This is a genomic window from Dinoroseobacter shibae DFL 12 = DSM 16493 (genome assembly GCF_000018145.1).
Lineage (GTDB): Bacteria > Pseudomonadota > Alphaproteobacteria > Rhodobacterales > Rhodobacteraceae > Dinoroseobacter > Dinoroseobacter shibae.
In genome coordinates, this window is record NC_009956.1 from 1 (window position 1) to 12,888 (window position 12,888).

The window sequence follows — 12,888 nt, forward strand, 5'->3', positions numbered from 1 at the left end:
CGCAAGATAGTTGCACAAATCTCTTGCAAATGTATGCGGTAGATTTAAAACATGTATACAATAAAAAATAATCCTGTGGCCAAAGCGCTGGCCGGGGTTTGATGAGAATTGTCCGCGTTCCGCCTCCGCCGCGAGTCGGGGCGCAGAGCATCAACAGGAGAGAGACATGCGCACACGATTTTGGGCAACGACTGCGGCCGCGACCATGGCCGCCGTTCTGGCCTCCGGCTCGGCCTGGGCTGAAAGCGTTCTGACGATCGGGATGACGGCGGCGGATATTCCGCGCACCTCCGGTCAGCCGGACCAGGGTTTCGAGGGCAACCGCTTCACCGGGATTCCGATGTACGACGCCCTGACCCATTGGGACCTGTCGTCCGAGACCGAGGCGTCGGTGGTGATCCCCGGGCTGGCAACCGAATGGTCCGTGAACCCGGATGACACGACCAAGTGGACCTTCAAGCTGCGCGAGGGCGTGACCTTCCATGACGGCTCGCCCTTCAACGCCGAGGCGGTGGTCTGGAACGTGGAGAAGGTGCTCGACGACGAGGCGCCGCATTTCGCCCCCGACCAGGTGGGTGCGACCGCGTCGCGGATGCCGACCCTGCGCTCGGCCCGGGCGATCGACGAGCTTACGGTGGAGCTGACCACGTCACAGCCCGATGCGTTCCTGCCGCTGAACATGACGATGCTCTTCATGGCCTCGCCGACCCATTGGCAGAGCCTCTATGACGCGGTGGATGCCGGGGTCACCGACCCGACCGAGCGGGCGGCCGCGGCCTGGACCGCCTTCGCCGCCAACCCGTCGGGGACGGGGCCGTTCAAGGGCGAGACCCTGGTGCCGCGGGAGCGGTTCGAGATGGTGCGCAACGAGAATTACTGGGACCCGGCGCGCACGCCGACCATCGACCGGGTGGTTCTGGTGCCGCTGCCGGATGCCAACGCGCGCACGGCGGCCTTGCTGTCGGGGCAGGTGGACTGGATCGAGGCGCCCGCGCCGGACGTGATCCCGCGCATCGAATCCCAGGGCAACGTGATCTACGCCAACCCGCAGCCCCATGTCTGGCCCTGGCAGCTGTCCTTCGTGGAGGACTCGCCCTGGCTCGACAAGCGGGTGCGCCATGCGGCCAACCTGTGTGTGAACCGCGAGGAGCTGCGGGTGCTTCTGGGGGGCTACATGGGGGTGCCCCAGGGCACGGTGAACGAGGGCCATCCGTGGTGGGGCAACCCGTCCTTCGAGATCAAGTATGACCCGGATGCGGCGCGCGCGCTGATGGAAGAGGCCGGGTTCGGCCCGGACAACCCGCTGAGCGTGACGGTGCAGACCTCGGCCTCGGGGTCGGGCCAGATGCAGCCGGTGACCATGAACGAGTATGTCCAGCAGAACTTGGCGGAGTGTCATTTCGACGTGAACCTGGACGTGATCGAGTGGAACACGCTGTTCAACAACTGGCGGGCCGGGGCGAAATCCGAGGGCGCGCGGGACGCGGATGCGATCAACGTCTCCTTTGCGACGATGGACCCGTTCTTTGCCATGGTGCGGTTCGTCTCGACCGAGACCTTCCCGCCGGTGTCGAACAACTGGGGCTTCTTCGGCAATGACGAGTTCGACGCGCTGATCGCGGAGGCGCGGACCTCCTTCGACGATGCGGACCGGGATGCGGCGCTCGCACGGCTCCATGCCCGGGTGGTCGAAGAGGCGCCCTTCGTCTGGATCGCCAACGACGTGGGACCGCGCGCCATGAGCCCGCGGGTCGGCAACGTGGTTCAGCCCAAGAGCTGGTTCATCGACATCGCGCCGATGACCCTCGACGACGACACCTGAGTCTGTCGCCACTCCTCGGGTCGCCGGTGCATTTCCGCCGGCGGCCCATCCTTCCCTTTTCCAGGTTTCGGAGACGTCCGCCATGCTGACTTTCCTGATACGTCGCGTCGCCTACACGATCCCGATCATGCTGGGCGTGTCGCTGGTGTGCTTCGCGCTGGTGCATATCTCGCCCGGCGATCCGCTGGTCTCGATCCTGCCGCCGGATGCGTCGGTGGAGTTGCAGCAGCAGCTCATGGCGATCTACGGCTTCGACCGCTCCTATCCCGAGCAGTTCATCCGCTGGCTCGGCCGAGCGGTGCAGGGGGACCTGGGCAATTCCATCGCCACCGGGCGGCCGGTGACGGCCGAGGTGCTGAACGCGGTGGGCAACACGCTGATCCTGGCGGTGACCGCGACGATCATCGGGTTCACCTTCGGCGGGCTGTTCGGCTTCGTGGCCGGGTATTTCCGTGACAGCTGGATCGACAAGCTGGCCTCGACCATCTCGGTCGTGGGCGTGTCGATCCCCCATTACTGGCTGGGCATGGTGCTGGTCATCATCTTCTCGGTCCAGTTGGGCTGGCTGCCCGCGACCGGGGCGGGGCCGCGCGGGTCGAGCGAATGGGCCTTCGACTGGGAGCATCTGCAATACCTGATCCTGCCCGCCGTCACCATGTCGGTGATCCCCATGGGGATCGTGGCGCGGACGGTGCGGGCGCTGGTCGCGGATATCCTGCAACAGGAATATGTCACCGGGCTGCGGGCCAAGGGGCTCCTGGATCGCGGGGTTCTGGCTCATGTGATCAAGAACGCCGCCCCCACGGCCCTGGCGGTGATGGGGCTGCAGCTGGGCTACCTGCTGGGCGGATCGATCCTGATCGAGACGGTGTTTTCCTGGCCCGGGACGGGGTTCCTGCTGGGACAGGCGATTTTCCAGCGTGACCTGCCGTTGTTGCAGGGGACGATCCTGGTGCTGGCGATGTTCTTCGTCATTCTCAACCTGCTGGTGGATGTCGCGCAGAGCGCGCTCGATCCCCGGCTGCAAAGGAGCTGAGCCATGGCGGTAACGGCATCCGAGATAAGCCTGATCGCACAGGCCGAGAAGCCCGAGGGCTACTGGCGGTCGGTCGGACGGCGCTTCATGCGCGACAAGGTGGCGGTGGGCGCGGGGCTCGTCGCCGGGGGGCTGATCCTGATGGCGGTCTTTGCGCCCTGGATCGCGCCGCAGGACCCGCTGGACGGGAGCATGATGGACCGGCTGTCGCCCATCGGGACCGAGGGCTATCCCCTGGGTGCGGACGAGTTGGGCCGCGACATGCTGAGCCGGCTGATCTACGGCGCGCGATTGTCCCTGTTCATGGGGGTGACGCCGGTTCTGATCGCGTTCTTCATCGGCTCGGCCATCGGGATCGCGGCGGGCTATGCGGGGGGCTGGGTGAACTCGGCCACCATGCGGGTGCTCGATGTTCTGTATGCCTTCCCGTCCGTCCTGCTGGCGATTGCGATTTCCGGCGCGCTGGGGGCGGGGATCGCCAACGGGCTTCTGTCGCTGACGGTGGTGTTCATCCCGCCGATTGCGCGGGTCGCCGAGAGCGTGACCACCGCGGTGCGGGAGCTGGAATACGTGGAGGCCGCCAAGGCCAGCGGGGCCTCGGCCCTGTCCATCGTGCGCCACCATGTGCTGGGCAATGTGCTGGGCCCGATCTTCGTCTATGCCACCAGCCTGATTTCCGTGTCGATGATCCTGGCGGCCGGTCTGTCCTTCCTGGGCCTGGGCGTGAGCCCGCCCAACGCGGAATGGGGGCTGATGCTGAACACGCTGCGCAACGCGATCTACGTGCAGCCTTGGCTGGCGGCCCTGCCGGGGGTGATGATCTTCCTCACGTCGATTTCCTTCAACATGCTCAGTGACGGACTGCGCTCTGCCATGGATATCAAGCAATGACCAAGCAAGACACATCCGGCGCGGTTCTGTCGGCGCATAACCTGGTGAAGCATTTTCCCCTGGGCGGCTGGGGGAAGAACCGGCGCGTGGTGCGCGCGGTCGATGACGTGACCTTCGAGGTCGCCCCGGGCGAGACTCTGGGCGTTGTCGGCGAGAGTGGCTGCGGCAAGTCCACCACGGCGCGATTGCTGGTGCAGTTGCTCGGCGCCGATAGTGGCGAGGTGCGGTTCCAGGGCCATGTGGCCGGGACGGAAATGCCCCTGAAAGAGTTTCGCCGCCATGTGCAGATGGTGTTCCAGGACAGCTATGCCTCGCTGAACCCGCGGATGAGCATGCTGGATGCCATCGCCTTCGGGCCGACGGTGCACGGGGTGTCCGAGGCCGAGGCGCAGCGCATCGCGCGCGACCTGCTGGACCGGGTCGGGCTTGATCCGTCGCGCTTCGGGCCGCGTTATCCGCATGAATTGTCGGGCGGGCAGCGGCAGCGGGTGAATATCGCGCGGGCGCTGGCCTTCCAGCCGGAGGTGATCGTGCTCGATGAGGCGGTCTCGGCGCTCGACAAGTCGGTGGAGGCGCAGGTTCTCAACCTGCTGATGGACCTCAAGCGCGAGCGGAACCTGACCTATGTGTTCATCTCCCACGATCTGAACGTGGTGCGGCACGTGTCGGACCGGGTAATGGTGATGTATCTGGGCGAGGTGGCCGAGATCGGGCCGACCGCCGAGATGTATGCCGACCCGCGCCATCCTTATACCCGCGCCCTGCTGGCGGCGATGCCGTCGCTCGACCCGGATCGGCGCACGACCGAGGCGCCCCTGTCGGGCGATCCTCCGAACCCGATCGATCCGCCCTCGGGCTGCCGGTTCCATACCCGCTGCGCCGAGGCGTTCGGGGCGTGTTCCGCCCAACGGCCGTCGAACCTGCGCGTGGGGGCGGGACATTACGCGTCCTGTCACCTCAACGATCCCAAGATGCGGGAGGCCGCGGCATGACCCATCCCCTGGTAGAGATGACCGACGTGACGGTGCGCTTCGACGGCACGCCGCCGGTCCACGCGGTCAATGGCGTGTCCTTCAAGCTGGCCCCGGGCGAGGTGCTGGGCATTCTCGGCGAGAGCGGGTCGGGCAAGTCGGTGACGCTGAAGACGCTCTTGCGGCTCCTGCCCGAGAAAAAGACCCGCATCGGCGGGCAGGTGCGCGTCGACGGGCAGGACGTTCTGGCTCTGAACGGGCGGGCGCTGGCCGATCACCGGGGCGGGGTCGTGTCGATGATCTTCCAGGACCCGGCGCTGGCGCTGGACCCGGTCTATACCATCGGCCAGCAGATCGCGGAATCGGTGGTGCGCCACGAGGGGCTGAGCCAGCGCGACGCCATGGCGCGCGCGCTGGAGATGCTGGAGCTGGTGCGCATCCCCTCGGCCAAGCGGCGGCTGAAGGCCTATCCGCACGAGATGTCGGGCGGCATGCGCCAGCGGGCGATGATCGCGCTGGCGCTGGCCTGCAAGCCGAAGCTGCTGCTGGCGGACGAGCCGACCACCGCACTGGACGCCACGGTGCAGATCCAGGTGCTGCTCCTGCTGCGGGAATTGCAGAAGGAGATGGGCATGGGCGTGATCTTCGTCACCCATGATATCGGGGTGGCGGTGGAGGTCTCGGACCGGCTTGCCGTGATGTATGCCGGCAGTTTCGTGGAGACCGGCAGCGTCGCCGAGATCATCCGCGACGGGCGCCATCCCTATACGAAGGGCCTGCTTGCGGCGAACCTGGTGGGCGCGGAGCCCGGCACGCCGCTGGAGGCGATCCCCGGCGCGCCGCCCGCGCTCCATGCTCCGCCGGTGGGCTGTGCCTTCGCGCCGCGCTGCGACCGCGCGCGGGAGGCCTGCGCAAGCGATCCGCTGCCGGTGTGGACGCAGGGGCCCGACCGCTGGGCGCGCTGCGTCGCCGCGGTGGAGGACGCCCGGCCCTCCGGTCAGGTGTCGGCGGCGAAATGAAGATGCGTCTTGCCATACTGAACCCGAACGCGACCCGGACCATGACCGACGACATGGTCACCGCCGCGCGCGCCGCCGTCCCGACCGATGTGGAGGTCGTGGGCTACACCAACCTGGCCGGGCCGCCGGCGATCCAGGGGGCGGAGGATGCGCTCGCCTGCCTGCCGGGTCTTTTCGCGCTGTATGACACGGCCCTGGCCGAAGGGGCCACGGGGGTCGTGGTGGGCTGTTTCGACGATACCGGGTTGGCGGAGTTGCGGGCGCGCTGCGCCGGGCCGATCGCCGGGCTGGGGGAGGCGGGCTGCCTCGCGGCAAGCCTGCACCGGGCGGAATTCGCGGTGCTGACCACGACCGAGGGCTCGGTGCCGGTGATCGCGGACAATATCGACCTGATGGGTCTGGCGCCGCGCTGCCGGGGCGTCGTGGCCGCGGGCGTGCCGGTTCTGGGCCTCGCCGCCGGTCTGCCGCAGTTGCGCGCCACGCTCGCCGGGCTGCTGGAGACCGCGCCGGAGGCGGCGGTCGTGCTGGGCTGCGCAGGGATGTCGCCCCTGGCCGGGCAGATCGCCGAGGGCGTGGACGTGCCAATCATCGACCCGGTTCTGGCGGCCACGGCGCTGGTCCTGTCGGCGGCCCGGGCCGCGCAGCGCGACCCGGCGACGAGCCTGGAGCGGAGCGCCTAGTACACCCCGATTTCGCGGATATCGACGCGGGCCGCATGGTCCCGTCCGAAGGCGGCGATGGCGATGGAGGTCAGGCTTTCGGGCCGGGGCAGGGCGCGCAGCATCCGGCCCGAGGGCACGAAATCGGCAAAGGGCAGGCGGATCTCGGCCCAGTCGCCAGCGACCTCGAACCCGGCCTGGTAATACTGCCAGGGCAGGCGCGATCCGCGCGTGCGCAGGTGGACGAAATAGCGCTGGTCATTGCCGCGCGCGACCAGACGGATGCCCGTGGCGGTCTCGGGCGCGGCCTCCGGCAGATCCCGGCGCATCTGGATGAAGCCGCCGCGATTGGCGGTGCTGACTTGCCCGGTCATCCGGGCGAAGGGCACGCCCGCCTCGGTCAGGAACGCGACCTGCCCCTCGGAGACGCCGCCCATCACCCCATCGGTGAAAAAGCGCCAGCGGGTTTCGGGCTGGGCGGTGAAATCGTCGGTCATCGGCGCCTCGGACTGGGCCATGGGGGCGAGCAGGATCAGCAGGGCGGCAAGCAGATGGCGCATGGGGTCCCCCTCGGGTTTGGCGGCCAGTGTGGCGGCGCGGCGTGCTCCTGTCGAGGGTGGTTGATCGCGCCCGGGGGCTGGCGTAGCGTCACCCCCAGGGTTTCGGTTTCATTCGGGAGTTTTCCATGCTGCATCGCGTTTTGCCCGCCGTTCTGGCGGTTCTCATCCTCGTGTCGCTGAGCGCCATGCCAGCGCTGGCCCATGAGACCCACGGCCATGGCGGCGGGTTCGTTGCGGGCTTCACCCACCCGATCCTGGGCTGGGATCACGTGGCGGCGATGGTCGCCGTCGGGCTCTGGGGCGCGTTTCTGGGCGCGCCGGCGATCTGGATCCTGCCGGTGGTCTTCCCGCTGGTCATGGCGCTTGGCGCGGTGCTGGGAATTGCGGGTGTCCCGGTTCCGGCGATCGAGACGGGGATCGCGCTCTCGGCGGTGGTGCTGGGGCTGATGATCGCCTTCGTGGTGCGCCCGCCGCTCTGGGTGGCGGCGGTGATCGTGGGGCTGTTTGCAGTGTTTCACGGCTACGCCCATGGCACCGAGCTGCCGGGCACGGTCAATGCCTTTGCCTATGCCGTGGGCTTCGTGATCTCGACCGGGCTCTTGCACATGATCGGGATCGCATTCGGGCTGGCGATAAAGTGGCCCGCGGGACGGATGGCCGTGCGCGGGGCAGGGGGGCTGATTTCCATCGCGGGGGTGGCGTTCCTGACCGGCATGGCGTGATGCCGTGAGGCTTGCGACATGGGGCGTCTGGCTCTTCGGGCTGGGCGTCGCGGGGCCTGCGCGCGCCCATAGCCCGGCCCCGGGGGTGGAGGGGTTTTTCCTCGGCCTGGCGCATCCATTCTCGACGCCCGGGCAGGTCGTTGTGATCCTGGCGCTTGCGCTGGTGGTGGGCGGCTTCGCGACCCGTCTTGTGCCCTGGATGCTGGGCGTGTTCTTTGCCGCCGGTTTTGCATCGCTGCTGCCGGGGCCGGTTCTGGCGGCGCTGGAGGTGCCGCTGTTTGCCGTGGGCCTGGTGGCCGCGGTGGCTGCGGCGAGCCTGCCGGGGCAGGGGGCGGCGGTGGCGTTCGGGCTGCTGGTACTGGGGGGTGGGCTGATCGGGCAGGCCTCGATCCCCGGACCGGGACCGGTGCAGGACCGGATCGTCACCATGGCGGGTGCGATCACCGGGGCGAGCCTCGGGCTGGCCTACGGGGTCGGGTTGCTGGTGGTGCTGCGGGAGAAGATGCGCGCGCCCTGGGTGGCGATCGGGCTGCGGGTGCTGGCGGCGTGGATCGCGGCTGTCGCGGCCCTGATGCTGGCGCTGGTCTTCGCGCCGGGGGCGGAGGTGGCGCCGCTCTGAAAATCAGAGCGACGCCGGGGGATGGTCCGGGCAGGCGGTCTGCCCGGAGCCCACTGGCTCAGGCCAGCAGGTCGAACCGGTCGGCGTTCATCACCTTGGTCCAGGCGGCGACGAAATCACGGACGAATTTCGTCTCGTTGTCGTCCTGGGCGTAGACCTCGGCAATGGCCCGCAGTTGCGAGTTGGAGCCGAAGACCAGGTCCGCGCTGGTCGCGGTGTAGACGGTGTCGCCGGACTTGCGGTCGCGGATCTCGTAGGTGCCATCGTCGAGCGGGACCCATTTATAGGCCATGTCGGTGATGGTCTGGAAGAAATCCGTGGTCAGCGTGCCGACCCGGTCGGTGAAGACGCCATGGGCGCTGCCGCCATGGTTGGCCCCGAGCACCCGGAGCCCGCCGACGAGCACGGCCATTTCCGCCGCCGTCAGGCCCAGCAGCTGCGCGCGGTCGAGCATCAGCTCTTCGGGGCTGACGGAGTACCGCTCTTTCGACCAGTTGCGGAAGCCGTCGGCGAAGGGTTCCATCACCTCGAAGCTTTCGGCATCGGTCATGGCATCCGTGGCGTCGCCCCGGCCCGGTGCGAAGGGCACCGGCACATCCTGGCCCGCGGCCTTGATCGCCATCTCGATGCCGACATTGCCCGCCAGCACGATGGTATCCGCGATGGAGGCTCCGGCGGCCGCTGCCAGCGGCTCCAGAATGCCGAGGACCTTGGCCAGACGCTCCGGCTCGTTGCCAGCCCAGTCCTTTTGGGGCACGAGGCGGATGCGGGCGCCGTTGGCTCCGCCGCGCATGTCAGAGCCGCGGAAGGTCCGCGCGCTGTCCCAGGCGGTGGCGATCATTTCGGCGGCGCTCAGCCCGCTTTCGGCGATCTTGGCCTTGAGCGCGTCCACGTCATAGCCGGTGGGGCCTTCGGGGATCGGATCCTGCCAGATCAGGTCCTCTTGCGGCACGAAGGGGCCGTAGTAGTTGGCCTTGGGCCCCATGTCGCGGTGGGTCAGCTTGAACCAGGCGCGCGCGAAGGTGTCGGCGAGGTAGTCCGGATCCTTGTGGAACCGCTCGCAGATCTCGCGATAGATCGGATCGACCTTCATCGCCATGTCGGCGTCGGTCATGATCGGATTGTGCTTGATCGAGGGGTCGGTGGCGTCGGGGACCATGTCCTCCTCGGCGATGTTGACCGGCTCCCACTGGAAGGCGCCTGCGCGGGATTTCGTGACTTCCCAGTCATACTTGAACAGCAACTCTAGATAGCCGTTGTCCCATTGGGTCGGGTTGGAGGTCCACGCACCTTCGAGCCCCGAGGTATGGGCGGTGTTGGCGTTGCCGTCGAAGCCCGGGTTTTCCCAGCCGAAGCCCTGCATGTGCACCGGGCAACCGGCGGGATCCGCGCCGACCTTGTCGGCCATCGTGCCGCCATGGGCCTTGCCCACGGTGTGCCCGCCCACGGTCAGGGCGGCGGTTTCCTCGTCATTCATCGCCATGCGCGCGAAGGTCATGCGCACGTATTTCGCGGTCTGGGCCGGATCGGGCGTGCCGTTCACCCCCTCGGGGTTCACGTAGATCAGGCCCATATGGGACGCGGCCAGGGGATTGGCCATGGAGTTGGCGTCGGCCACATCGGTCACACGCTCGTCCGTGGGGGCGAGGATCTCGCTGTCGCTGCCCCAGTTGATGTCGATCTCGGGGCCCCAGATGTCCTTGCGGCCAAAGGCGAAGCCGAAGGTCTTGAGCCCCATGTTGGAGTAGGCCACGGTCCCGGCGAGCACCAGAAGGTCCGCCCAGGACAGCGCGTTGCCGTATTTCTTCTTCACCGGCCAGAGCAGGCGGCGGGCTTTCTCGAGGCTGGCATTGTCGGGCCAGGAGTTCAGCGGCTCGAACCGCAGGTTGCCGGTGCCGGCCCCGCCACGGCCGTCGCCCAGACGGTAGGAGCCCGCGGCATGCCACGACAGGCGAATGAAGAGGCCACCATAGTGCCCCCAGTCGGCCGGCCACCAGTCCTGGCTGTCGGTCAGCAGCTTGTCCACGTCATCCCAGACGCCCTGGAAATCGAGAGCCTTCACCGCCTCGCGGTGGTCGTAATCGGGGTCCATCGGGCTGACCCGGGCGCCATGCTGGTGCAGGATGTCCAAGTTGAGCGCGTTGGGCCACCAGCGCACGGGGCTGGTGTTCATGCCGGTGTTGCCGCCATGCATGACGGGGCATCCCGTGACATTGCGCAGATCGTTGCCGTCCATAGTGTCCTCCATCGTCATCGGGGCCTCGGGAGGGCCCCCTCGCAGGCCGGGTATAGGCAGGCGCGGCGATAAAGGCTAATTGCTTTTTCTTACCGCGCCGATAAGCTGGACTTATGAAAGGACTGACCCTCAAACACCTGCGCTATTTCGATGCCCTGGCCCGCACCGGCCATTTCGGCCGCGCGGCGGAGGCCTCGGGCATCTCGCAACCGGCCCTGTCCATGCAGATCAAGGAGTTGGAGGCGATGCTGGGGGCGCCGCTGGTCGAACGGCGCGCGCGCGAGATCCGGCTGACCGGGCTGGGGGAGGACCTGCGCCTGCGGGCGCGCAAGATCCTGGCCGAGATCGGGGAGCTGGACGAGCTTGTGCGGTCCCGCGACGGGCCGCTGGTCGGGCGGCTGCGGATCGGGGTGATTCCCACCGTCGCCCCCTATTTCCTGCCCCAGGTGATCCGGGCGCTGGCCCTTCGGATGCCCGCGATCGAGTTGCAGCCGCGCGAGACGGTGACCGAGACGCTGATTGCGGAGCTGCTCGATTCGCGGCTGGACGCGGCGCTGGTGGCCCTGCCGATCTCGGAGCCGGACTTGCGGGAATTCGCGCTCTTTTCCGAGGATTTCGTGCTGGTGCGCGCCGCCGACGAGGCGGACCAGCCGGTCCCCAGCCCCGAGCGGCTGAAGGAGATGCGGCTCCTGCTGCTGGAGGAAGGGCATTGTTTCCGCGACCAGGCCCTGAGTTTCTGCGATATCTCCGTGGGCGAGCCGCGCTACATGATGGAGGGCAGCTCGCTCTCGACCCTGGTGCAGATGGTTGGCGCGGGCATGGGGCTGACCCTGATCCCGGAGATGGCGGTGCCGCTGGACACCGCCCGCGCCGAGGTGTCGGTCGCCCGTTTCGAGCCGCCCGCGCCGTCGCGCACCATCGGCATGGTCTGGCGCAAGACCAACCCCCTGGCCGCGCAACTGGCCGAGATCGGCGCGACCCTGCGCCAGGCCGGGGCGGTGGCCGATGCGGGGTTTTCCGCGCCGCGTGGTCCGATCGGATGACAGGGCAGGGCGCGCAGATCTGGCACACCGGAGGGGACGCAACGATGGAGCGATCCCATGGACCCCATGCATCTGAAACTCGCCGCCGACATGGCCCGCCGCCCGCTGGACCCGGAGGCCCTCTATACACGGCCGGACATGGCCCTCTGGGTCTGGCTGCGCCGGGCGGGGGCCGTGCTTGGCGCGGTCCGACCCATGCCTGCCATCCGGAGACCCGCGCGCGATGAGCGTGTCAGGCACCCCGTCTGAGCCCCGCCGCGACCCGGAGGACGCGGCGATCATGGCCGTGATCGCCCGTGAGACCGACACTTTCGTGGTGCGGGATTTCGACGGTTGGGCCGCCTGCTGGGTCCAGGATGCGCGCACGCGGCTAATCAGCGCCTCCGCCGCGTTCGGGGTCACGGTGCAGGACGGCTGGGAGGCGCTGGCCAGCTACATGCGCGGGGTCTTCGCGGCCGGGGCAAGTTGCGAGATCCTGAGCTTCGAGCGCCGCAATGTCAGCGTGACCCGGACCGGCGGCTTCGCCTTTGTCAGTTTCGAGGGGCACGGGGTGCACCGGGGCGGGCGGCACGAGCGCACCTTCGAGACCCGGACGCTGGAACAGGGGCCGCAGGGCTGGCTCATCCTGCATGCCGCCTTCGTGCTCAGCGGTGCGGTCGAAGATGCCGGGCCGCGGATCGCCGTGGACGGGCGGGGACAGGTCCTGTCGCTGCCCGAGGGGGCGCGCGCGGCCCTGGCGGGTCATCCGGGCCTGACGATATCCCAAGGGAGGCTCAGGGCGCGGCGCCCGGCCTGGGACGCGGTGCTGCAGGAGGGGTTGGCCCGGGCCGCCGGGCTGCACGGGTTTTGCCAGCATTACCGGTTTACCGCCGATCACGGGCGGCAGTTCCGCCTGCCCCTGGTGCTGGGCGAGACGGCGGAGGGCGGGCTTGCGGTCTGCATGCTCTTCGTGCGGGACGGCATGACCTTCGTCGATTTGCAGCCCGGGGGCGATTTCGATGCCCGGCTCGACCTGGCGCGCGCGCTCTACGGGTTGTCCGAGGCGCAGGCCGCCCTGGCCCGCCACGTGGTGGGTGGGCAGAGCCTGACCGCGGCGGCGCGCGAGCTGGGCATCAGCGTCAACACCGCCCGGACCCATCTGTCGCGCATTTTCGAAAAGACCGGGGTTCAGTCCCAGACCGCGCTGGTGCGCACCCTGCTCAGCATCGTCTGAGGCGGGGTCGGGGACGGGCCTTGCGCGGCAATTGGTCTTTCGCCCCGGCAAAAGCTTTGCTTTACACCGGGGTCGAACGATGACGCCAAAAGGCGCG

The 12,888-nt window shown here is 68.4% G+C and carries 13 protein-coding genes; 11 read left to right on the forward strand and 2 right to left on the reverse strand.

The window, feature by feature from the left end; translation table 11 throughout:
* Positions 1–166: 166 nt before the first annotated feature.
* From DSHI_RS19135 to DSHI_RS19160, 6 genes are all read left to right on the forward strand, one after another.
* Complete coding sequence (locus DSHI_RS19135) at positions 167–1,822, forward strand: ABC transporter substrate-binding protein (RefSeq protein WP_012187185.1); 1,656 nt, start codon at positions 167–169, stop codon at positions 1,820–1,822.
* A gap of 82 nt (positions 1,823–1,904) precedes the next feature.
* Entirely contained in the window at positions 1,905–2,858 is a 954-nt protein-coding gene (locus DSHI_RS19140) for an ABC transporter permease (RefSeq protein ID WP_012187186.1), read from the forward strand.
* Between the two features lie 3 nt (positions 2,859–2,861).
* Positions 2,862–3,749 carry an ABC transporter permease gene (locus DSHI_RS19145; RefSeq protein ID WP_012187187.1) on the forward strand — a complete coding sequence of 296 codons (888 nt, stop codon included), beginning with the start codon at positions 2,862–2,864 and terminating at the stop codon, positions 3,747–3,749.
* Positions 3,746–4,741, forward strand: coding sequence for an ABC transporter ATP-binding protein (locus DSHI_RS19150; RefSeq protein WP_012187188.1), 996 nt, complete (start codon positions 3,746–3,748; stop codon positions 4,739–4,741). Before DSHI_RS19145 ends, DSHI_RS19150 begins: the two co-directional genes overlap by 4 nt.
* Complete coding sequence (locus DSHI_RS19155; RefSeq protein ID WP_012187189.1) at positions 4,738–5,739, forward strand: ABC transporter ATP-binding protein; 1,002 nt, start codon at positions 4,738–4,740, stop codon at positions 5,737–5,739. The genes DSHI_RS19150 and DSHI_RS19155 overlap by 4 nt, the downstream gene beginning before the upstream one ends.
* A gap of 2 nt (positions 5,740–5,741) precedes the next feature.
* Entirely contained in the window at positions 5,742–6,419 is a 678-nt protein-coding gene (locus DSHI_RS19160) for an aspartate/glutamate racemase family protein (RefSeq protein WP_044029450.1), read from the forward strand.
* Here the strand turns inward: DSHI_RS19160 and DSHI_RS19165 are convergent.
* Complete coding sequence (locus DSHI_RS19165; protein WP_012187191.1) at positions 6,416–6,958, reverse strand: CIA30 family protein; 543 nt, start codon at positions 6,956–6,958, stop codon at positions 6,416–6,418. The genes DSHI_RS19160 and DSHI_RS19165 overlap by 4 nt on opposite strands.
* A 125-nt stretch (positions 6,959–7,083) precedes the next feature.
* On the opposite strand from DSHI_RS19165, the gene DSHI_RS19170 reads away from it, so the two are divergent.
* Both DSHI_RS19170 and DSHI_RS19175 read left to right on the forward strand, forming a co-directional pair.
* Positions 7,084–7,680, forward strand: a complete 597-nt coding sequence (locus DSHI_RS19170) for a HupE/UreJ family protein (RefSeq protein ID WP_012187192.1) — start codon at positions 7,084–7,086, stop codon at positions 7,678–7,680.
* A gap of 4 nt (positions 7,681–7,684) precedes the next feature.
* Positions 7,685–8,299 (forward strand): hypothetical protein, encoded by a 615-nt coding sequence (locus DSHI_RS19175; RefSeq protein ID WP_012187193.1) that lies wholly within the window; start codon positions 7,685–7,687, stop codon positions 8,297–8,299.
* A 58-nt stretch (positions 8,300–8,357) separates the two neighbouring features.
* On the opposite strand, the gene katG is transcribed toward DSHI_RS19175, so the two are convergent.
* Positions 8,358–10,535, reverse strand: coding sequence for a catalase/peroxidase HPI (gene katG, locus DSHI_RS19180; protein ID WP_012187194.1), 2,178 nt, complete (start codon positions 10,533–10,535; stop codon positions 8,358–8,360).
* Positions 10,536–10,648: 113 nt separating this feature from the next.
* Here katG and DSHI_RS19185 point away from each other — a divergent pair, with 113 nt between their 5' ends.
* The 3 genes from DSHI_RS19185 to DSHI_RS19195 are packed head-to-tail and all read left to right on the forward strand — an operon-like array spanning position 10,649 to position 12,791.
* Positions 10,649–11,578, forward strand: a complete 930-nt coding sequence (locus DSHI_RS19185) for a hydrogen peroxide-inducible genes activator (RefSeq protein ID WP_012187195.1) — start codon at positions 10,649–10,651, stop codon at positions 11,576–11,578.
* Between the two features lie 57 nt (positions 11,579–11,635).
* Positions 11,636–11,827 carry a hypothetical protein gene (locus DSHI_RS19190; protein WP_012187196.1) on the forward strand — a complete coding sequence of 64 codons (192 nt, stop codon included), beginning with the start codon at positions 11,636–11,638 and terminating at the stop codon, positions 11,825–11,827.
* Complete coding sequence (locus DSHI_RS19195) at positions 11,802–12,791, forward strand: DUF4440 domain-containing protein (protein ID WP_012187197.1); 990 nt, start codon at positions 11,802–11,804, stop codon at positions 12,789–12,791. Before DSHI_RS19190 ends, DSHI_RS19195 begins: the two co-directional genes overlap by 26 nt.
* Positions 12,792–12,888: the final 97 nt, after the last annotated feature.